17 protein-coding genes and 1 riboswitch are annotated in these 21,612 nt (G+C 39.9%); of the genes, 10 read left to right on the top strand and 7 right to left on the bottom strand.

The window, feature by feature from the left end:
• The first annotated feature begins 513 nt into the window (after window positions 1–513).
• Window positions 514–1,473 (top strand): 23S rRNA pseudouridine(955/2504/2580) synthase RluC, encoded by a 960-nt coding sequence (rluC, locus tag IV514_RS12610; RefSeq protein ID WP_206485623.1) that lies wholly within the window; start codon window positions 514–516, stop codon window positions 1,471–1,473.
• Between the two features lie 85 nt (window positions 1,474–1,558).
• On the opposite strand, the gene IV514_RS12615 is transcribed toward rluC, so the two are convergent.
• A complete protein-coding gene (locus IV514_RS12615) occupies window positions 1,559–3,193 on the bottom strand; it encodes a LysM peptidoglycan-binding domain-containing protein (protein ID WP_206485624.1) in 1,635 nt (544 codons plus the stop codon).
• A gap of 93 nt (window positions 3,194–3,286) precedes the next feature.
• Entirely contained in the window at window positions 3,287–4,096 is an 810-nt protein-coding gene (gloB, locus tag IV514_RS12620) for a hydroxyacylglutathione hydrolase (RefSeq protein ID WP_206485625.1), read from the bottom strand.
• A gap of 60 nt (window positions 4,097–4,156) precedes the next feature.
• Here gloB and IV514_RS12625 point away from each other — a divergent pair, with 60 nt between their 5' ends.
• Window positions 4,157–4,921 (top strand): class I SAM-dependent methyltransferase, encoded by a 765-nt coding sequence (locus IV514_RS12625; protein ID WP_206485626.1) that lies wholly within the window; start codon window positions 4,157–4,159, stop codon window positions 4,919–4,921.
• A gap of 11 nt (window positions 4,922–4,932) precedes the next feature.
• Window positions 4,933–5,691, top strand: a complete 759-nt coding sequence (locus IV514_RS12630; RefSeq protein WP_206485627.1) for a Nif3-like dinuclear metal center hexameric protein — start codon at window positions 4,933–4,935, stop codon at window positions 5,689–5,691.
• A gap of 5 nt (window positions 5,692–5,696) precedes the next feature.
• Here IV514_RS12630 and IV514_RS12635 read toward each other — a convergent pair whose 3' ends face one another.
• Entirely contained in the window at window positions 5,697–6,458 is a 762-nt protein-coding gene (locus IV514_RS12635) for an ElyC/SanA/YdcF family protein (RefSeq protein ID WP_206485628.1), read from the bottom strand.
• A 183-nt stretch (window positions 6,459–6,641) separates the two neighbouring features.
• Window positions 6,642–6,837: riboswitch (Lysine riboswitch) on the top strand.
• Between the two features lie 160 nt (window positions 6,838–6,997).
• Here IV514_RS12635 and lysC point away from each other — a divergent pair.
• Window positions 6,998–8,350: a lysine-sensitive aspartokinase 3 gene (gene lysC, locus IV514_RS12640; RefSeq protein ID WP_206485629.1), complete on the top strand. Its 1,353-nt coding sequence runs from the start codon at window positions 6,998–7,000 to the stop codon at window positions 8,348–8,350.
• Window positions 8,351–8,399: 49 nt separating this feature from the next.
• Here the strand turns inward: lysC and queC are convergent, their stop codons facing one another.
• The gene (gene queC, locus IV514_RS12645; RefSeq protein ID WP_206485630.1) at window positions 8,400–9,071 is read right to left on the bottom strand and encodes a 7-cyano-7-deazaguanine synthase QueC; all 672 of its coding nucleotides are present in this window, start codon (window positions 9,069–9,071) and stop codon (window positions 8,400–8,402) included.
• Between the two features lie 73 nt (window positions 9,072–9,144).
• On the opposite strand from queC, the gene queE reads away from it, so the two are divergent.
• Window positions 9,145–9,822, top strand: coding sequence for a 7-carboxy-7-deazaguanine synthase QueE (gene queE / locus IV514_RS12650; protein WP_346776925.1), 678 nt, complete (start codon window positions 9,145–9,147; stop codon window positions 9,820–9,822).
• Window positions 9,823–9,827: 5 nt separating this feature from the next.
• Here the strand turns inward: queE and pdsS are convergent, their stop codons facing one another.
• On the bottom strand, window positions 9,828–11,993 hold the full coding sequence (pdsS, locus tag IV514_RS12655; protein WP_206485631.1) for a proteobacterial dedicated sortase system histidine kinase: 2,166 nt from the start codon (window positions 11,991–11,993) through the stop codon (window positions 9,828–9,830).
• Window positions 11,983–12,705, bottom strand: a complete 723-nt coding sequence (gene pdsR, locus IV514_RS12660; protein WP_206485884.1) for a proteobacterial dedicated sortase system response regulator — start codon at window positions 12,703–12,705, stop codon at window positions 11,983–11,985. Before pdsR ends, pdsS begins: the two co-directional genes overlap by 11 nt.
• A gap of 216 nt (window positions 12,706–12,921) precedes the next feature.
• Here pdsR and pdsO point away from each other — a divergent pair, with 216 nt between their 5' ends.
• Window positions 12,922–13,716, top strand: coding sequence for a sortase-associated OmpA-like protein PdsO (pdsO, locus tag IV514_RS12665; protein WP_206485632.1), 795 nt, complete (start codon window positions 12,922–12,924; stop codon window positions 13,714–13,716).
• A gap of 186 nt (window positions 13,717–13,902) precedes the next feature.
• On the top strand, window positions 13,903–14,586 hold the full coding sequence (locus tag IV514_RS12670) for a hypothetical protein (protein ID WP_206485633.1): 684 nt from the start codon (window positions 13,903–13,905) through the stop codon (window positions 14,584–14,586).
• On the opposite strand, the gene dinG is transcribed toward IV514_RS12670, so the two are convergent.
• Window positions 14,581–16,704, bottom strand: coding sequence for an ATP-dependent DNA helicase DinG (gene dinG / locus IV514_RS12675; RefSeq protein WP_206485634.1), 2,124 nt, complete (start codon window positions 16,702–16,704; stop codon window positions 14,581–14,583). The two genes, IV514_RS12670 and dinG, sit on opposite strands and share 6 nt — an antisense overlap.
• A 113-nt stretch (window positions 16,705–16,817) precedes the next feature.
• Here dinG and IV514_RS12680 point away from each other — a divergent pair, with 113 nt between their 5' ends.
• The 3 genes from IV514_RS12680 (at window position 16,818) to IV514_RS12690 (ending at window position 21,499) form a co-directional block, all read left to right on the top strand.
• A complete protein-coding gene (locus IV514_RS12680; RefSeq protein WP_346776926.1) occupies window positions 16,818–19,313 on the top strand; it encodes a DNA polymerase II in 2,496 nt (831 codons plus the stop codon).
• 144 nt (window positions 19,314–19,457) lie between these two features.
• Entirely contained in the window at window positions 19,458–20,639 is a 1,182-nt protein-coding gene (locus IV514_RS12685; RefSeq protein ID WP_206485636.1) for a cystathionine beta-lyase, read from the top strand.
• Window positions 20,640–20,806: 167 nt separating this feature from the next.
• On the top strand, window positions 20,807–21,499 hold the full coding sequence (locus tag IV514_RS12690) for an aspartate/glutamate racemase family protein (protein WP_206485637.1): 693 nt from the start codon (window positions 20,807–20,809) through the stop codon (window positions 21,497–21,499).
• The last annotated feature ends 113 nt before the right edge of the window (window positions 21,500–21,612 follow it).

Here is a 21,612-nt window from a genome sequence, read left to right on the forward strand (position 1 = left end):
CACGGATGTCAATCTTAATGCGCCATATTACGCAAAAAGCTGTTAAAATTTTCTGATTGTCAATTCAATAAACAGGCACTTTACCTGTTTAGTTTATGTTTCTTTATGTGCTCAGCAATGGTGCTGTGCTTGTTTAATAGTCTTTTCTCGTGATAAATGCGTTAAAATTTTTTGTTAACGTATATTTATATCAAATGAAAATAAATAAAGACTATTAAATCTAATTTACCTAGTGCTTTTTTCTCGCTGGATAGAATGTTGATGCGTCTACTATGACAAGATACTCACGTCAATTTCGCAATAGGCTTTTCAGTTACTAAGTCATTTTTGTCGTAATGCTCAATAATGTAGCCGCATTCTACCTCTTACAATTCGCAAAAAGCTTCCAATTTGGTGTTGCCAGTTCAATTATAGTGCAACATTGCTATTATCCCACTTTTTTTATGAAAAAGGCAATTAAATCGTTAGCTTATTTAGCGTAATTTTCTAAAAAAGTATGGTAAACTTGCATTTATGACAGAAAGTACAAAACCTCAAGTCAGATTTATCACTATCGATAGTGAAGATGCTGGCCAACGAATTGATAATTTCCTCGTTAAAACGCTTAAAGGTGTGCCCAAAAGTATGCTTTATCGCTTATTACGTAAAGGGGAAATACGTGTAAACAAAAAACGCACTAAACCAGAGTATAAACTTTGTGAAGAAGATATTCTGCGAATAGCGCCGATCCGTGTGTCAGAAAAATCTGCCAATGTGTCTACGCAACTGAATGTGGTTGCCAATCTTGAAAAACAAATTTTGTTTGAAGATGAACGCTTGTTGGTGATTAATAAACCTTCAGGGATGGCTGTGCATGGTGGTAGTGGCGTTAACTTTGGTGTGATTGAAGCCCTTAGAGCGCTTAGACCTGATGCCCGAATGTTAGAGTTAGTGCATCGACTCGACCGAGATACCTCAGGTTGTTTAGTGGTCGCTAAAAAGCGTTCGGCGTTACGCAACTTACATGAACAGCTACGCAACAAAAAAGTGCAAAAGTTTTATCATGCGCTGGTTAAAGGGCGTTGGTCACCTAAATTAACCCGTGTGACTGAAGGGCTAAAAAAGAATGATTTAAAATCAGGTGAGCGCGTTGTTGTTGTTGATAATATCAACGGTAAAGAATCTGAGACCCGTTATAAAGTGTTACAACATTTTAAAGGGGCGACACTGGTTCGAGCGTTTCCTGTTACTGGGCGTACTCATCAAATACGTGTTCATTGTCAGTGTAAAGGCCATCCAATTGCCGGAGATAATAAATATGGCCATCCGGAATTTGATGGTGAGATGAAGTCCTTAGGGCTTAAGCGGTTGTTCTTGCATGCAGCTAGCATTGAATTTATCCATCCATTGACTGAAAAGCGCATTAAGGTTGAAGCGCCACTGGAAGCGTCTTTAGATAAATTATTAACACGCCTGACCAAAGAGAATAAGTAATACTAAGATAAAGAGCTCACGGTCACTCAATGAAAAAGGCATTCAATTGAATGCCTTTTTCATGTTTGATGATACGGTTCAGTCATTAAATAGCGTTAGTGACATCAACGGATAATTTCAGTAATTGCCCTGGTTGTAAGTATTTTTTACGATTTAAGCGGTTCCAACGTTCAATATCACTAATGGTTACGTTGAATTTGTCGGCAATGCGAGCAAATGAATCACCACGTCTGACCTTATAGGTAATGTTTCTGACTATCGCTTGCTCAACGGGTTTTTGCTCAAGTTTCGTTGTTTTACTATTGCGCCATATCACCAATTTTTGACCAAGTTTTAATGGATCGCGAGGCGACATGCCATTCCATTTCGCTAATTGGCGATAATTGACTTTATACTTGCGGCTAATATCCCAGAAATTATCACCAGATTTGACCGTATAGGTTATTTTCTCACTGCCACGGCGATAATTCTGCTTTTTCGCTAGACGTTGTGCTTTTGATAAAGTGTAACTGTCTAATGACTGAGCGGCTACTGGGATCAACAGATGCTTGCCTGCACGTATCTGTGTACCACGGATATTATTCGCTTGTTTAATCACACCTATTTCGGTATTAAACTTTTGTGCGATGGTGCCTAAGCTATCACCTTGTTTAATACGATACCGTTGCCACGCTAAGCGATCTTGTTTTGAGAGATTGGCAAGCTTTTGTTTGAAGTTATCCGCTTTTTCATTAGGAATAACTAAATAATGCGGTCCTTTTGGAGCGGTCGCCCAACGGTTAAACCCCGGGTTTAAATGTTGTAACTCTTCCAGAGTCATATCCGCTAATTCTGCCGCTTTAGCAAGATCTATCTGTGAACCAATATCAATCGCACTTATAACACTCTTATTCTCGATGGGCTGTAGTGAAATATTGAAATGACTTGGGCGTTTAACTATATCTGCCAAGGCAAGTAATTTTGGGACATACGCTCTTGTTTCTTTGGGTAAATCTAGGGACCAAAAATCGGTAGGGATATTTTTTCTGGCATTATTACGCATCGCTCTACGTACTCGACCTTCGCCAGAGTTATAGGCGGCAAGAGCAAGTAACCAGTCGCCGTCAAAGAATTTATTGAGGTATTTTAGATACTTAATGGCCCCTTGTGTTGAGGCAATGATGTCACGTCGCCCGTCATACCACCAATTTTGTTTCATACCAAAGCGGGTACCCGTGCCAGGGACAAATTGCCACATACCTGAAGCTCTACCATGGGAATAAGCAAAGGGGTCAAAAGCGCTTTCAACGATGGGCAGTAGGGCAATTTCCATCGGAATATTTGCCGCTTCAAGTTGTTCAACAATATAGTGCATATACGGTTGCGCCCGATTTGCAACGCGATCCAAATAACGTTGATTTTTTGCATACCAGTTGCGTTGCGCTACAAGGCGTCTGTTTTCTGGTATGTGAAATGTAAATTGTGAGCGTATTCGATGCCAAACATCCTGTTCGGTCAGCGCTTTATCAGATAATTGGTGCTCATCATCAGTCACTTTGCTTGGTGCTGCTGTGTCACCTGATAACGCGTGTGAGATGTCAATAGGCGTAGCTGTTTGCGCCAGTGTTTCGGAAGTCGAGTTAACTGGCACATTGGCTAAGGATTGCTCGCTTTTAGATGAGGTTGTTTGACAACCTGCCAAAGATATAGCGACAGCAATAGAAAAAGAAATATATTTCATGTAATCATTTTTTATGGATTTTGCCGATAGTTTACTTGAATAACATGATGATTCAACACTTTCGGCCATGTAATTACCGGTTTCATCTTTTATTTAAAAGTTATCTTTCCATTGTCTAATTGTGGCAAAGACAGCTACTTCTGTTGGTAAATTTTTATCGGCATAGACTTGCGCACTTGCTATTATCTCGCCGCTATCTGTACGTAAAAATGGGTTGATTTTTTTCTCTAAATAAAGCGAAGAAGGTAATGATGGCTTGTTTGCTTGGGTTAAATTTGACACACGATTGTAGTAGTCGATCAATTCTGGATTACTCGGTTCAACAGCTAAGGCAAAAGTGAGGTTTGCCTTGGTGTATTCATGCGTACAATAGACTTTGGTCCGTTCGGGGAGTTGTTTTAATTTAGTTAACGATTGAAACATTTGCTCGGCACTACCTTCAAATAATCTGCCACAGCCACCGGAGAATAGGGTGTCACCACAAAATAATAATGAATCGCTGTGATAAGCAATATGATCTAAGGTGTGTCCTGGTAGTGCCAATATATCGAAAATGAGATCAAAGTCCGTTAATGATATTTTATCTCCATCTGCTACTTTGTCTGTTATCCCAGGAATGGCATCATTATGAGGGCCAAAAACTTGTATCGGCCATTGCTTCGTATGGCAGTAGTCAACTAATTCGGTGATCCCACCAGTATGATCGGCGTGATGATGTGTGATGAGTATTGTCGATAATGTTAATTGATGTTGCTCGATATACTTAATACAAACTTGTGCATCACCTGGGTCAACAAGTGCCAAGTGATTATTATTACCACATTGAATTGCCCAAATATAATTATCAGAAAAAGCCTTGATCGGCGTGATAGAAACGCTATTTATTATTTGACTTTGCGACATAAATCATCCTCAATATAGTTATAGTGTTATTATACTGATTTAGATAAAAATTACCTATCAATGAAACCAGCCCTTGCCTTTAAACAGCCCAACTCACCCTCAAACTGGGAGAAGTTGCCTAATGGCGGATTGATCCGAGAAGAAATTAATGGCTTATTGGCGCCTTGGTGGCCTAAGTTTTTTGGTTATCATTTACTTAAAATTGGTGCGTTAAGTGGTTATCTTGATAGCCAATTGTGTCCGATTAAGCACCAAGTGACAGTCTCAGAGAAGCATCAAGCAAATGCTTTATCGTCCAGCACTTTATTTGCAGAAATAGATGATTTACCAATATTTGAACACAGCGTTGATGTTTGTGTGCTTAGCCATGTGCTGGAGTTCTCACTTGATCCTCATCATGTGATCCGAGAAGCAAATCGTGTATTGATCCCCAATGGCTATTTAGTATTAACAGGTTATAACCCGTTAAGCTTAGCCGGATTAAATAGCTTTATTCCCTATAGACGACAGCAACGCCCTTGGAACGAACGTTTTTTCTCAGCGATGCGTGTTAAGGATTGGCTGCATTTAATGGGCTATGAAATATTAATGGATGAGCGTTGTTTGCATTCCACATTAGCTCATGAAGTTAATCAGGGAGTCATAGGACGACATTGGGAGACATTTGCTCAGCGTTATTTACCCAATTTAGGGTCTGTGTATGTTATTGTGGCAAAAAAACGCGTGTTACCGTTAACGCCGATCAAGCCGAAATGGAAGTTAAGGGCACAACTTGCGCCAGCCAACGTGACTCCAATGAACTCATCAAGAAAACATAATCAATAGAAAGACAGTTTATGAAACGAAATGAATTAGAACATTATTTATCGCATTTGTTTAAACCAGAATTAGTAAAAGACTTTTGTCCGAATGGTTTACAAATCCAAGGCACAGATAATATAGAAAAAATTATTACTGGTGTTACAGCAACTCAAGCGTTAATAGAGCAGGCCATCAGTGAAAAAGCCGATGCAATCATTGTTCACCATGGTTATTTTTGGAAAAATGAGTCATACGTGATCAAGGGCATGAAACATCAACGGATCAAAGCGTTATTAGCCAATGACATTAACTTGTTTGCATACCACCTACCTTTAGATATCCACCCTGAATTAGGAAATAATGCGCAACTTGCTAAGTTACTTGATATTGAAATGACCGGACCATTAGAAATGGGTAATCCGTTAAGTGTTGCCGTGCAGGGACAATTTGCAAGTCCGTTGACTGCCAGTGATTTGGTAAAACGTATTGATAAGCAATTAGGGCGAACACCATTACACATTGCACCGCCTTCTAATAAAACGATTAAAACCATTGCTTGGTGCAGTGGCGGCGGACAATCATATATTGAATTAGCAGCTGAACAAGGGATCGATGCTTTTCTCTCAGGTGAGGTATCTGAACAAACAACGCATGTGGCAAGAGAAATGGATATCCACTTTATTGCAGCAGGGCATCATGCCACTGAGCGTTATGGAGCTAAAGCACTTGCCGAGCATCTAGATGAGAACTTATCAATAAATGCCAAATTTATTGATATCGATAATCCTGCCTAGGTGATTTACCACCAAGATTTTAACCATTGGACAAATAGTCCAATGGTTTCATACCATGCCGTGGTAGTTTGTACTAAATTGCTACTTTGCGGCAAGTAGTAACTCCAGTTTTTATCGCCGTTAAAATCTTTGACATAAAAACTCGCGGGAGCGGGAGTAACACTGACTCCTTGTTGTTGAAAATAATTCACAGCACGAGGCATATGATCGGCATTAGTGATTAAAATAACGTTACGGCCTATTACTCTTGGTGCGATTAATTCAGCTTCTTCCTCGGTATCTTTTGGAAAACTTTCGACCATAATTTTGTGCTCAGGAATGCCCAATAATACAGCGGCTTGTTTCACTTTCTCAGCATTTGATTCTTGATTACTAAAAGCAGCGCCAGAGGTAATGATTTGTGCTTCAGGGTGCAGTTTAAAAATGCGCAGGGCTTCAACTAATCGCTCTAATGAACAAGTGAATAATTGTTCTGTGGCTGGAATGGCGTTATCAGAGACGTGACCACAACCTAAAACAATGATGTAATCCACCTGTGTTAGTTGATTAGTATAGGCGGGATATTGCTTTTCTAATGGTAGAATTAATCGGTCAGCAACCCAGCCAGTGGATGATAATAACAAAATAGCAGTCGCGGTTAGTAAGCATTTAAAGCTGACTTTAGGACGTGTTGAGAACAAGAGTAATGCGCATATTAATAAAAGCGAGATAATACTTAGCGGCATGATCACAAAGCCAAGTATCTTTTTTAATAAAAATAAATCCATGATTTACCGACGTAATTCTCAAAAATAGCATGTTAACAAATATGGCATGTGTTAACAGTAGTATGTTGAATAAAAGTGTTGATACACGTAGGAAATTTTTACTTGATTTTTCATAATGACTCAGGTTTAATGGCCTTGTTGTGAATTAGACTATTTACTCAAATTTTAAAAAGTTTACATTTACACACCAGAAGAGGTGCATTAGCCAGGTAAATAATAATGGGAACCACATTCCAATGATTATTATTGAGGGGGACTAGTGCCGAGGGCTTGTTTATGTGTGGCATAACTGGCTCGGTCACTAAGGTTGAATCCTTGGGATTGTCACCGCTACTAACACAAGTTGTTATGTAGACTTGGGTGGAGAGCTTCTGGCTGAAAAGTATTTCTCCTCGTTAAGATAGACGATATTACCTTCAGTCATGCTCTTCCTTTTGTATTTATGTCATTGATATGACAATTAGGGAGACCTATCAGATGTTATTCGTTACATTAGAATGTAACTCAGACAATATACCCACTAATTCGCAGGGGGCTTTATGTCGTTAAATCAGTTAACCGTTGCCAAGTTTGGTGGTACCAGTGTCGCAGATTATGCGGCGATGTTGCGTTGTGCTGACATTATTAAAAATGATCCCACTAATCGTTTAGTCGTGGTATCAGCAAGCTCAGGTGTGACTAATTTATTAGTACGTTTAAGCCAAGCTGAGGTTGATGCAAGTGAACAACAAGCAATTATTACCCAGATCAGCGATATTCAACATAATATTTTAGCGCATCTAAATGATGAACTACTAACTCATGAGATACATCAATTATTAGTTGAGTTAGCAGATGTTGCTCGCCAGCAAGGGCAAGATTACAGTGTTAAGGTAGCAGATACTATTTTGTCATTTGGTGAACAAATGAGCTCACGTATTTTTGCTAAAGTGCTTCAACAAGTAGGCGTCGAAGGTGCTTATTTTGATGTTCGCCAAGTGATGAAAACTAATAGTCTGTTCGGGCAAGCAGTGGTTGATCTTGAACAACTAAAACTACATGCACAACAATTCTTAGCGCCTAAATTAACTGAGCAAGTTATTGTAACTCAAGGTTTTATTGGCCAAGATGCGCAAGGAGATACCACTACATTAGGTCGTGGTGGTTCAGACTATAGTGCGGCATTACTTGCAGAAGCACTGAGTGCGCATCATTTGGCAATTTGGACTGACGTGGTTGGAATTTTTACCACAGATCCTCGTATTACCGATCAAGCGCGCTCAATTAAAGAAATTAGTTTTGGCGAAGCGGCTGAAATGGCAACTTTTGGTGCAAAAATCTTGCATCCAGCTACGTTGATCCCGGCAATGCGTCAAAATATTCCTGTTTTTGTTGGCTCGAGCAAAGAACCTGAAAAGGGCGGCACGTTAATACAACAAAGTGTTGAGTCAAAACCGACATATCGCTCAATTGCTTTGCGTAGAGAACAAACTTTAGTGACAGTGAAAAGCCCAGCCATGTTACATGCCAGTGGTTTTCTAGCAAAAGTGTTTGCGGTCTTGGCTAAACATGAATTGAGTGTTGATCTGATCACTACCTCAGAGATCAGTGTTGCTATGACGTTTGATAACCCGACCGGTTCGATGCAAGCATTGCTTAACTCTAACGTGCTTGAAGAATTAGAGCAGCTTTGTGAAGTATCGGTTGAACATGGCCTATCATTGATCGCCGTTGTTGGTAATAATATTCACCGTACCAATGGCGTGGGTACCAGCATTTTTGATACCTTACAGGGCATTAATGTTCGAATGATCTGTCAAGGGGCGAGTGAGCATAATCTGTGTTTCTTAGTGGAAGAACAGCAGGCCAATGAAGCGGTAGAAAAGCTACATCGTAATTTGTTTGCGCATTAGTTAGTAAAAGTAAATAGAAGCGGTCAACTGTTTGACCGCTTATGATCCATTAACTGTTGTTTTCACTCTCGTAAGCTAAAGGATCAACGCTTTTATTATCGCGAAAAGCTTCTAATCTTTCCTGACAAGCACCACATTTACCGCATGCTTTTTCTCTGCCGTTATAACACGTCCACGTATTGCTGTAATCTAAACCCATGTTCAAGCCATCAGTCAAAATATCGGTTTTAGTCACATTTAAATAAGGGCTAAAAATTTCGACCGCTTCATAATTGGCTATTTGACAAACATCATTCATCTTGTTGACAAATTCAGGTCGACAATCTGGATAAATGGCATGATCACCAGAATGCGCTCCATAATATACTTGGCTTGCACCTACTGAAACGGCATAGCCAACAGCCAGTGATAGTAGAATCATATTGCGATTTGGCACCACGGTTGATTTCATGTTTTCCGCTTCATAGTGACCCTCAGGGATGTCAATATCATCGGTTAATGATGAACCCGCTAATAATTCGTTGATAGCTGAAATATCGATGACTTTATGTGGTATTGCGAGTGATTGACAAACAGAGCTTGCGCATTTTAGTTCTTTGACATGACGCTGACCGTAATCAAATGATAAGGCGAATACTTGTTTACCGTCTTTTACTGCGCGATTTAATACAGTGAACGAGTCCATGCCACCGGAATAAATTACTACGACTTTATTACTCATATTTGTTGCTCTTTAGGGTATAATACAAAACTTGCGCATTTTACTGTAAATTTTTAACGGGCTAAAGCATAAAGTGACAAGCACTAATTTTAAAATCAATGAGTTATTTGAAACTATTCAAGGTGAGGGGGCTTTTACTGGGCAACCATCAATTTTTATTCGCCTGCAAGGCTGCCCCGTTGGCTGCTCGTGGTGTGACACAAAACATACTTGGGAAGTGCGTTTAGACGATCAAATTCCTGTTAAGCAAATGTTAGAGAAAGCGCAAGAATCAGATCATTGGTCATCACTGAGTCCATTACAAATTCTTGAAGTTATCAATGAGCAAGGTTTTAAAGCAAAGCATGTGGTGATCACAGGCGGTGAGCCTTGTATGGTTGACTTAACGCCACTATGCCAAACGTTAGAGCAAGCGGGCTATAGCTGTCAGATTGAAACATCGGGAACGTTTGAGATTTTAACCACTGAAAAGTGTTGGGTCACTGTTTCACCGAAAGTCAATATGAAAGGGGGCTATCCTATTTTAACAAGCGCCATGCAACGGGCGAATGAAATTAAACATCCGGTTGCGACCGAACAACATATTGATGATTTGAAACAACTTCTTAGCTTACATCACATAAACGCAACGCCTGTGTATTTACAACCGATCAGCCAGAAGAAGCGAGCAACAGAATTAGCCATTCAAACTTGTATTGACAATAATTGGCGCCTTTCGATCCAAGTACACAAATACATAGGTATTGAATAAAGCGTTTAATCCATGAGTGGCAAACTAATACTAATGGTCACCCCTTGAGGGTTATGATGATTGTTGGCAACGATTTCACCTAAATGAAACTGTGTGATCAAACGCGCAATATATAGTCCTAACCCTAAGTGTGGCTTCTTATCATCAGGCTTATTGTATTGGCTTGGACGAATCGACACCATGGAATCAAAAAGTTGTTCGGTCATTTTTTCCGGTAATAAAATACCATTATTACTAATGTGTAAGTAAAATTGCTTGTGGTTGATCTCTGTACTGAGATTCACCTGCTGGTCTTGACTAAACTCAACCGCATTACTGATCACCTTATCTAATAATTGCGCAATGTGTTCGGCTGAACCGAGGATCGTCGCTTTTTCTATGCTGTTGCTGATACAAAAATTAATCGAAGGATATATTTGCTGGTAGCCTTGTACACAACCATTAAGTACCTCAATCATATTAAACGGTGCTTTATCTGTGGCTTTTAACATCTGCTCTAGGCGTGTAGCTTCACTCATATTAGTTAATATTAAGTTTAATCGGTTGAGGCCAGTTTGTGCGCGATCTAGGTATTCTTGTCCCACAATGGGCTTTTGCTGCATGGTTAAATTTTCAAGTGATGTTCTGACTACCGCAATCGGTGTACGCAATTCGTGTGACAAGCGTGAAGACATGTTCTCTAAATAATGGTTGTACTGGCTTAACCGACTGACCGCGGTTGAAAAACTTCGAGACAAGTCGCCAATTTCATCGTTAGTCTTGGATGCTGTCATCATGTTATTAATTCTGCCATGCTCATCTATTGCCAATTCTGCTTGATTTCTTAACGCGCGGATGCGACTTGAAATTCGAGTGGCAAAAAAGAAAAAGGCTAAAATGCCAAATACCATGATTGCTAAAATACTAGTAAATAACTTTTCTAATGCTTGATTTCTGACGGTACGAATGCCGTTATTGGTCTCTTCAACAATGACAGCACCGTGCACTTTATTGCCAAAATAGATAGGGTAAGCAGCAGTTAAGATCACAGCTTTATTGTCAGAGGTCAGTCGCCATTGTGACATTGGCTTGCCAGTTAGCGCAGATTCAATATGTTGCCCAGTTAGATTTTGGGCATCGTAGAGTTTATCGATAAAATCTTTAGGAGGTTGGGTGAGTAGTCGATTAAACAGTGGTTTTAACCAGCGCTTCAATTGTGCATGCCAACTGCTGTCACTAGGTGCTTCACTGATATTTTTCTGCCATAAACCATTGGCTTTTTTAATATCGCCTGCTTTAGCTAATACCCGTCGATGTTGATCAACAACCCAAATGCTTGAATTGGTGTAACTCATGCCTTTAACAATGCGCTCTATTTCGGGTGAAGGGACTAAAATGGTGCCCAATGTTTCTACCGAACTGGGGTTAGCACTGGCAATAGTTGCTATTGTGTCACCGTAAGGCTCGTCAACATCAAATACGGCAAAGGCAATATTGTCGCTTATTTTGGTCAGCGGCACTCTAAACTCTATGTTATAGCCTTGGTTGGTATTGAGCCATTGGCCTTGAATAAAAGGTGCAGCAGTGATGGGGGCTTGAGTTTCACCGTTAATTTGAAAAGCATCAAGCCAACCTTGTTGTTTATTACTGATGATAAATTGTTGAAACTCACCTTCAGGAGTAATAAAGGATAACGCCATATGATCATTTTTATTGATGCTCAGGGCATTGCGATCACGCATGATCACTTTGTTGTCTGTAACATTAATAAAAAAGTATAAGTACTTATCGTATTTGCCAACCGCCGCGGTATAGTTTAATGAAAGCTTTAATGATTCTGCGCTGGCTTGTTCGCTAATTAAATTATCCATACCATAAAAATGCGCTTTTTGCCGAAAATTTGGCCAGTCCTGATAATGACCATCAAGCTTAATCGGTTGCGATAATTGATAGCCATATAGATCTTTGCCTTTTTCAACACTTGGTAAAAAACTGGCCTGATTCTCAAAAAGCTTAGGTCTTTCATGCAGGGCGGTTGCTAAGGCACGGGCGGTGCCAAGAATTGTCTGTTCTTGGCCAAAGCGTAAATATTTTTCCATTTCCCAGACATATTGATAGCCAAACCAAGGGATCACGACTAAAAATGAGGATAACAGCAGTAGTTTACTACGTAGACCAAATCTAAATTTCATTTACCTGTTCTTGTGTTTTATTATTGTCTTGAACCCAGCGATACCCCATGCCATAGACAGTTTCAATACAATCAAAACTGGCATCAATTTGGGTGAATTTTTTTCGGATACGTTTGATATGTGAAGTGATGGTACTGTCATCAACATATATATTAGCGTCTTGCATCAGTTGTTGTCGGTTTTTCACATGTCCGGGTTGTTTTGCTAAGGTATAGACCATCCAAAATTCGGTAATGGTGATTTCAACTGGACTGTTGTGCCACGAGATCAACATTTTTTGACTATCGATTGATAAAGGACCGATTGATAATAACTGGTCTTGTTTTGTTGGGGTTTGCCAGGCATCTTCACGACGAAATAACGCCGCTATTCGTGCGGATAAATGCGGTAAGCTGATGTCTTTGGTTAAGTAATCATCAGCGCCTATACGTAAGCCTGATACGGTATCAACGTCATTGTCTCTTGCGGTTAAAAAGATGATAGGCAAGGTGCTACTTTGAGCTCGTAACCACTGGCAAAGGGTAAAACCGCCATCATATTCTTGTTCTAAGCCAATATCTAAGATCACAAGGTGGGGCAGTTTAATCTTAAAAGCCTGAGTTGCTGTTTCCCGATTTGCGTAGGTTTGCACTTGGTAGCCCTGCGCTCGTAATACATCAGCATAATTTTCGCGAATGGCGGCTTCATCTTCAACGATAGCGATACGTTTCAAAACCTTATTACTCATTTATCTCATTATTTTTTGCACTATAGCGAAATTACTAGCCAAAATCGCGCTTTTTGATCAATTGCCATATTGTTGCCACATTTGACCTGAAGATTGCCTTTTTTACGTCGTTAACCTGCCTTTTTCTTTTGTTTTAATTATCTCATCAAACAAGTGCAGTGAACTACTCACTTAATGAAAACTGACTTAAAGGAAAATGCTATGTCTATTAATACTCGAACCATGAGAAAAACTTTCGCTATTACGTCATTAATGTCGGCTCTATTGGTAAGTCCGGTATACGCTAACACTAGCGAACAACAAAATGAACAGCCGACATTGGCTGAACAAAAGAAAACCAATGAAAATATTGGCTTTGGCACTGGTTTAGTTGTCGGTGCCGTTGTTGCAGGCCCAATTGGCGCAATCGTTTCAAGTGTAGTGGGAGTGCTAACGGCAAATCACATTAATGTGGTCAATGAAAAGGAACTACTAGTTGAGCAATTAGATAATGAAAAACAAAACCATCAAATGGCATTAACTCATTATCAGCAGAAAATGAAGCGTGCAGAACAAACGTATCAACAAGAGTTGTTAACTTTGCAACAGCAGCAACACCTTGCCAGCCAGTTACAGGCAGAAAACTTGTTAATGAGTTTGCAATTTTCAACCGGCTCAAGTGAGCTAAAAGCCCATTATCAGCCACAAATAGCAGCGCTAGCAAAACTGTTAAAGCAATCTCCAGATCTTAATGTTGATTTATCAGGTTATACCGACTTACAGGGAAGTGATGAGCTTAATCATGCCTTATCTATTGCCCGAGTAAACTCAGTAAAGCAAGCGCTTATCGAGCAAGGGGTTCAGGCAGAGAAAATTAATCTTTTTGCTTATGGAGAGCAAGCGCCTGTGGTTGCCAATAATGAACGCCAAGTAAGTTTCTATGATCGACGAGTAGTGATCAAACTTCAACCTAAAGGACTTTCTGATACCAACCAACAAACAGTCAGTAATCATTAATAAAATAAGGAGGATGCTTCAATTAAAGTGAGTGTGAGCCAAGGCTAAGCCTTGGCTTTTTTTGTTTTAGCTTACAGTGAATGATGACTAGCGGTTAGCTTAGGTTAAAAACTGTTCATTTTAGCGCCTATTAACGCATTTTGAAGCTATACTTTAGTTCAGTATTTTACAAGGAATTAAATTGCGATGCGTTTATTGTTATTTTTACTGTTTATCAGCTCAGTCAACAGCGCTATGGCTGGAACGAACAACCCATCTATGGTGATCAGCTCGTTACCTGACAACCCCTTAATCGTTTGGGTCAAAAAGGTGGTGTTACAAGCCTATAGCGATATAGGTTATCGGGTTACGTTTAGAGACTTTCCTCCAAGAAGGGGAATAAGCGAAGCTAAACTTGGTCATGTCGATGCTTTATTGGCAAGGGATCTTCATGTTGAAAAAGTACTCCCAGAGTTTATTCGCGTGCCTGTAATCCTAGGAGAAGGGGCATTGATGCTATTTTGTAAACATGGAGTGGAGTGTACAAAAGCAGTACTTGATGACAGGCGCAAGCTGATAGGCACTATTTCAGGCTCTGCTATTTCTGCCGAATTTATGAAAAAGAAAAATGCGAGTACCTATGAAGTCACACGTGAACAGCAGATAAGTAAAATGCTGAACTCTGCCCGTTTAGATTATATTCTGTCAGTCGATATCCGAGGGTATGGCAATTTCTCTCAAATCGAAACAGAAGGCTTTGATAAAGTCGAGTTACAGTCGCTGACAGGTTATCATTATGTTCATCAGAGTAAGGCTGAAATCATTCCACAATTGCAGCAATCACTGATAAACGCACTTGCTGAACAACAATCAACATTTCCTTCTTTATGAACGTGCTGCTTTGACTATCTTATAAGGCGGTAGAGAGTTCAATAAATCTTTTCCATAACGTTTAGTTAACAAGCGTTTATCCATGATCGTGATTGTGCCAGTGTCATTTTCGTTTCTTAATAATCTTCCGGTTGCTTGTACCAGTTTTTTTGAAGCATCTGGGACTGAAATCGACATAAAGGGGTTACCACCTTTAGCACTGATATATTCAGCTTGCGCTTCTTCTACTGGGGATGTCGGCACTGAAAAGGGTAATTTTGTGATCACTAAATTAGTGAGGTAAGAACCCGGTAAATCTAACCCTTCAGAAAAGCTTTGGGTACCAAAAATGATACTGTCCTTGCCATCATCACAGCGCTTTTTATGACGTTCAATAATGTATTGCCTTGATTGTTCGCCTTGTACTTGAATAGTTAATTTATGTTTATCTCTTAATGCCTTAGCTACTTGTTCCATTTGCCAATATGAAGAAAATAGCACTAAGGTGGCTTTATCTTGTTTGATGATTTCTGGCAGCTTAGTTATCACCTCATCGGTAAATTGTGGGCTGCTTGGCTCATTATTCATATTAGCGATGATCAACTGAGCGTTGTTTTGATAATCAAATGGCGAATCCACTTGTTGATATTGGCTGCCATCATTACTGCCTAACCCTACTTGACGGCGAAAATAATCAAACGAGTTTAGCGCTAAAATGGTGGCGGAGCATAAAACGGCGCCTTCACATTTTGACCACAACATATCTTCGAGGGCAAAGCCAACTTCGATTGGTGAGGCTGAGAGTAAATAATCATCTCGTTTACCCTGTGTTTTTTCCATCCACCTTGCCAGTGGCGCACCTTTTTCACTATCGTTTTTATCATACATTGCCCACAAGGCATTAAAATTTTCCAAGCGCTGAATAATGAAGCCTGATTCAGCTAATAAGGGCTCGGCTAAGTAACTTTGACATTCGCCATCTTTAACCGCTTCAATTAATAAATTATAGAGTTTGTTACTGTGAGTTAAGCATTTCTTGCTTAACTCAGTTAAATCCTGTGCCTGATGTTTGAGCAATTTTGGGATTATGCCGTTTTCGAAACGATAAAGCGTTGTCTCATTCTGTTGTGAAAACTTAGTAGTATTTTGGCTATTGTTGGTAAAATACAAGGTCTGATTATTATCAATATAATGCAACACTTTCTGTAATTCAGTGATGGTATCCTGACAATCATCAGCAAGTTTTAGCGACGGAGATATAGCGGCATTCGATTTAATTAATTTGGCCATTTTATCTGCGAGCTCTTTGGTTTTTTCAAGCCAGTCAAGGGCTCCCTTTAAGGTAACGCTTGCACTGGAGTGGTCACGCGTTACCTTTGACAGGTGATGAGCTTCGTCAATAATGTAATAACAGTCTTCTGGTGCAGGTAAAATCTTACCACCGCCCAATTCTAAATCTGCTAACAATAAACTGTGGTTAATTACTAAGACTTGGCATTGGTCCATAGTTTCGCGGGCACGATGAAATGGGCAATTATCATGCTCGGCTTGTCCTTTAATACAGCTATGCTTGTCTGACTGGATCATGTGCCAGATATGCTGAGGTATAGGATCGGCCCATGAATCGCGATCTCCTTGCCAGCGATTTTCTTTGAGCGCATCGGCTAGGTGCTTAAGCAACTTGATCTCATAATCACTCGGTTTTTCTGCAAAGGTAAAACCTGCTTGAGGGCTATCTTGCCCAGACACTGCGCTGGTTAATTTATGGCGACAAACATAGCGTTGTCGACCTTTGACTAAGGCAAAATCAAAATTTAAGCCCGAGTGCTTTTTTAAAAAGGGTAAGTCTTTATCGACTAATTGCTCTTGTAAGGCAACCGTCGCTGTTGATATACAAACGGTTTTTTGTCGTGATATGGCTAATGGAATAGCGCCTAGTGAATAAGCGAGTGATTTACCCGTACCTGTGCCTGCTTCTATAACGATTATTTTACGTAATTTGTCATATTCGCCCGCTAATGTTTTGGCAATTTCAGCGATTAAAAATGTTTGTTGTTTTCTAGGATTAAATTGACTTAGGTTTTCACCAATCGCTTTATAGGCCTTGCGAATAACTTGTTTGATTTTGTCTGGTAGCATATATATCCACGGGATCAGTCCCTTTTGGTTTTCTCAGCGGGCTTTTTATTTTACAATGCTGTATATATTAACAGTTTATGATGACAGATTTGAACCTTTAAATGACGATTTGTGTGCAAGCTATACAAAATAGCCGTGTATCAGGCTTTTTACTGACACGCTATGCTTTTGATACCAAACAAGGGATTTGTTTGTCTTATTGGCTCAAAAGTGCTCAAGGGGTGGTCAATGTTGTGGTTGAACACCAATCTACGCTGTTTTTTGTAGAAAGCTCGTTAGCAGACAAAGTGTCCGCATGCCTTAATCAGCATTCGGTAAGTGTGGAAAAAATTGTACCGCTGTCGCTTATAACCTTTAAGCAGCAAGCGGTCAGTGGAGTGTATTTTTCTTCGATGCGAGCATTTTATCGCGCTAAAGAAGTGCTAGCACAGCAAAATATCAAGTGCTACGAGGACGATATTCGCCCAGAAGAGCGTTTTTTAATGGAGCGCTTTGTTACCGCCAGTGCTGAATTTCAATTAGCTGCTCAACCATCCTTTGCATCAAGTGCAGAGCTTGGACAATACACAGATGCTAATGAGCAACGAGCGCTTATCTATCAGCCGCTAAAAGCTAACCAATGTCGGGCTATTGCTAAAGAACAGACCTTATCAAACACTAAACTCGATATGGTATCGCTTGATATTGAGTGCTCGATGGAAGGGGAGCTATTTTCTGTTGGTTTGTATTCAGATCAGTTAAATGGCAAGAGTATAAAAAAAATTCTGATGATCGGTGATCAAAACACTGCGAACAAAAGTGCAAAGCTATCCGTGAAAGAGCAACAAGAAGTGAGCTCAAACATTGATTGGTTTGTTGATGAAGTCGCATTATTACATGGCTTAATCGCATGGCTGCGTAAACATGACCCTGACATTATTATTGGTTGGAATGTTATTCAATTTGATTTTAATCTCTTACAAAAACGTTGCGATTTACATCACATTCAATTTGCAATCGGACGGGATGGAAAAGCGCCAAGGTGGCGAAAAAATACCAATAGTGGTCAGCAATTTATCGATATTGCTGGTCGTGTGGTATTAGATGGTATTGATGTGCTCAAAACTGCAACTTATAACTTTCCTAGCTTTTCTTTGGACTTCGTCGCTAATGCTCTGCTTGGGATAGGTAAAAAAGTGGATGATGTTGATAATCGCGTCCAGGAAATTATCGACAATTTTCATCAGGATAAACTTGCCTTAGCCGCATATAATTTAGAAGATTGTCGCCTTGTGACGTGTATTTTTGAGCATACACATTTGCTTGAATTTGCCATGCTGCGCGCTCAACTCACTGGTTTAACGTTAGATAGGGTGGGCGGCTCGGTTGCTGCATTTACTAATTTATATTTACCTAAGCTGCATCGTGCAGGCTATGTTGCTCCCAATTTAGGGGATGGTTTACAAGGTTTGGTATCACCTGGTGGTTATGTGATGGATTCTATACCAGGGCTTTATAGAAACGTGTTAGTACTCGATTTTAAAAGTTTGTATCCAAGTATTATTCGCACCTTTAAGATTGATCCTATGGGCATGATTGAAGGGTTGAAGCAGCCTGAGCACGCGATAGCGGGTTTTGATGGCGCTTATTTCTCGCGAGAGCAGCATTTTTTACCCGATATTATTGAAGGGCTTTGGCAAGAACGTGATAAAGCAAAACAAGAGAGCGATGCAGCTTTGTCACAGGCGATTAAAATTATCATGAATTCTTTTTATGGCGTATTAGGCTCTACCGGTTGTCGTTTTTTTGATCCGCGCTTATCAGGCTCGATTACTAAACGAGGGCATGAATTATTAACCACAACCAAACGCTGGATTGAAGCAAAAGGCTATAAAGTGATTTATGGGGATACTGATTCAATATTTGTTCACATCGGTGATGAACAAACCGCGGAGCAAAGCCAGCGTTTAGGCGCTGAATTAGCCGTTTTTATTAATCGCAAATGGCAAGTCGCCTTAAAAGATAAGTTTCAGATTGCTAGCCAGTTAGAAATTGAATTTGAGACACATTTTAGTCAATTTTTTATGCCAACGATACGTGGTTTGGATGTAGGAACCAAGAAACGTTATGCGGGTTTAGTAGTCAATGATGGACAAGAGAAATTGATTTTTAAAGGGCTTGAAAGCGTAAGAACGGATTGGACTGAATTAGCGAAAACATTTCAACGTTCACTTTATCTCAAAGTATTTAATCAACAACCAGTTAAACACTTTATTCAACAACTTGTGCAAGACACTTATGAAGGAAGGCTTGATCATTTACTTATTTATCGTAAGCGTATTCGTAAAAAGCTGTCTGCTTATGTCAAAAATGTTCCGCCACATATCAAAGCAGCACGCGCCGCCGACGAAATTAACCGTCAAAAAAATCAACCTCTTAAATTTCAGAATAAAGGCTGGATAGAATATTACCTAACCAAAGCGGGGCCTCAAGCTAAGGGTTATGTTAATGCTCCATTGGATTACCAGTTATATATTGATAAACAAATAGCGACAGTGGCAGATGCGATACTGCCATTTATCAATGAATCATTCAGTGCCATTGTTGATCAACAACAATCATTATTTTGAGAATATTTTAGCCGTTAATAACTATCGTAATAGTAGTTGCAGATATTATTATAAAAAATGGGTGATTTATATTGGATCACCGGCGTAAAAAATGTTTAGATGGCTAGACTGCTAAATATTGATGTGTAGGATGAAACCAAAGACATGAGAAAAGATACCAAAATTGTAAATGCTGGACGACATTCAAAATGGACTCGTGGGGTTGTCAACCCACCAGTAGAACGTGCGTCAACTGTGGTGTTTGATTCCGTGAAGGAGATGAAACATGCGACAGCAAATCGTGGTAATCAGGTCCTATTTTACGGACGCCGTGGTACTTCGACCTCTTTTGCATTTCAAGATGCCATGACAGAGCTTGAAGGAGGCGCTGGTTGTGCTCTTTACCCATCAGGCACGGCTGCAATCACAAATGCTATTTTAGCCTTTGTAAGCACCGGTGATCATATCTTAATGGTCGATAGCGCCTATGAACCGACCCGAGATTTTTGTGATCACGTATTAAAACGAATTGGCGTTGAAACCACTTACTACGATCCGCTTATTGGTAAAGGTATTGAACAGCTGATCAAACCAAACACTAAGTTAATATTTTTAGAATCTCCAGGCTCGATTACCATGGAAGTACAGGACGTGCCAGGTATTGCAGAAGTTGCTCATCAGCATAACTGTATAGTGATGCTCGATAATACCTGGGGAGCTGGGGTTAATTTTCAGCCATTTGACCATGGGGTTGATATTTCTGTTCAAGCAGCAACAAAATATATCGTTGGTCACTCTGATGTTATGCTTGGCACTGCAACCGCAACCGAGCAGTATTGGGAGCAGTTACGAGAAAACAGTTATTTGATGGGGCAATGTACCTCTCCGGATGATTTGTACTTGGCAATGCGAGGGATCAGAACCTTAGGCGTGCGCTTAAAACAACACCAAGACAGTGCGCTAAAAGTTGCTCAGTGGTTACAACAGCGAGATGAGGTGGAAACAGTTCTGCATCCGGCTTTTTCTTCTTGCCCAGGACATGAGTTTTTCAAGCGTGATTTTACAGGGAGTAATGGTCTATTTTCATTCGTACTTAATCGTGGTAATCAAGCTGCTGTAAATGCCTTACTTGACGGTATGCACCATTTTAAAATGGGCTATTCGTGGGGGGGCTTTGAGAGTTTGATTTTAGCAAATCATCATGTGGGTAAGCTTCGCACAGCTACATCATTTTCTTACCAATCGCCATTAATTCGCTTGCACATCGGGCTTGAAGATAGCGATGATTTGATTGAAGATTTACGCCAAGGTTTTGAGCGTTTAAATCAGACTTTAAATAACCAGTAAATATTTGGGGATTGTTAGCTCCTTAGACTGGTAAAAACTTTACTCTCTCGGTTTTTGCCATAGCTGAGCAGTTTGAGCAAGAAGATATTCAATATATCAAACCCATGTGTAAAGGCGTGGGTTTATTTAACACTTGCATAGAAACAATGAATAACAATGAGGTGTTTATGAAAACTATTGGTATGTTGGGAGGTATGAGCTGGGAATCGACCAGCAGTTATTATGCGCTAGCTAACCAATTAATTAAATCCAAACTTGGCGGTCTACATTCTGCAAAAATTTGTTTGTATAGTGTCGATTTTCACGAGATAGAGCAATTACAGCATGCAGGAAAGTGGCAAGAAACCGCTAGTATTTTAACGCAAGCAGCGAAAGCGGTAGAAGCTGGAGGTGCTGATTTTCTGATAATTTGTACTAACACTATGCATAAAGTTTATCAGCAGATTGCTGAGCAACTGGCTATTCCTGTTCTTCATATTGCTGATGCTACCGCAAAGCAATTACAACATGACGGTGTATCCTGTGTAGGTTTGCTAGGTACGCAATTTACCATGGAGCAAGATTTTTATCGTCATCGCTTGACTGAGCGCTTTGGTATCGATGTGATCATTCCTGAGTCAGAAGATTGTGCTTTTATTCATCAAGTGATATATCAAGAGTTATGCCTAGGACAAATCAATCTGTCATCAAAACAACGATATTTAGATATTATCACTAAGCTTTACGATAAAGGCGCGCAAGCGGTTATTTTAGGTTGTACAGAAATCGCATTACTTGTCAGTCAGGCTGACACTGACATTCCATTATACGACACTACAAAAATTCACGTAGAACATGCGGTTGATAAGGCATTAGAGTAATATATTGCTTGAGGCTTTCAGTTATCGATTATTGAAAACAAGGATAAAAAATAATTGTAACACCTGCTAAGAATTAAGAGTCTTTCCGATAACCTTAGCCTTGTAATACACTC

This window comes from Thalassotalea sp. G2M2-11 (genome assembly GCF_017168195.1).
GTDB lineage: Bacteria > Pseudomonadota > Gammaproteobacteria > Enterobacterales > Alteromonadaceae > Thalassotalea_E.

Bases quoted from the DNA above. Each gene is read 5' to 3' on its own strand.
- rluC (WP_206485623.1), top strand. From the start codon at position 514: ATGACAGAAAGTACAAAACCTCAAGTCAGATTTATCACTATCGATAGT.
- IV514_RS12615 (WP_206485624.1), bottom strand. From the start codon at position 3,193: ATGAAATATATTTCTTTTTCTATTGCTGTCGCTATATCTTTGGCAGGT.
- gloB (WP_206485625.1), bottom strand. From the start codon at position 4,096: ATGTCGCAAAGTCAAATAATAAATAGCGTTTCTATCACGCCGATCAAG.
- IV514_RS12625 (WP_206485626.1), top strand. From the start codon at position 4,157: ATGAAACCAGCCCTTGCCTTTAAACAGCCCAACTCACCCTCAAACTGG.
- IV514_RS12630 (WP_206485627.1), top strand. From the start codon at position 4,933: ATGAAACGAAATGAATTAGAACATTATTTATCGCATTTGTTTAAACCA.
- IV514_RS12635 (WP_206485628.1), bottom strand. From the start codon at position 6,458: ATGGATTTATTTTTATTAAAAAAGATACTTGGCTTTGTGATCATGCCG.
- lysC (WP_206485629.1), top strand. From the start codon at position 6,998: ATGTCGTTAAATCAGTTAACCGTTGCCAAGTTTGGTGGTACCAGTGTC.
- queC (WP_206485630.1), bottom strand. From the start codon at position 9,071: ATGAGTAATAAAGTCGTAGTAATTTATTCCGGTGGCATGGACTCGTTC.
- pdsS (WP_206485631.1), bottom strand. From the start codon at position 11,993: ATGAAATTTAGATTTGGTCTACGTAGTAAACTACTGCTGTTATCCTCA.
- pdsO (WP_206485632.1), top strand. From the start codon at position 12,922: ATGTCTATTAATACTCGAACCATGAGAAAAACTTTCGCTATTACGTCA.
- IV514_RS12670 (WP_206485633.1), top strand. From the start codon at position 13,903: ATGCGTTTATTGTTATTTTTACTGTTTATCAGCTCAGTCAACAGCGCT.
- dinG (WP_206485634.1), bottom strand. From the start codon at position 16,704: ATGCTACCAGACAAAATCAAACAAGTTATTCGCAAGGCCTATAAAGCG.
- IV514_RS12685 (WP_206485636.1), top strand. From the start codon at position 19,458: ATGAGAAAAGATACCAAAATTGTAAATGCTGGACGACATTCAAAATGG.
- IV514_RS12690 (WP_206485637.1), top strand. From the start codon at position 20,807: ATGAAAACTATTGGTATGTTGGGAGGTATGAGCTGGGAATCGACCAGC.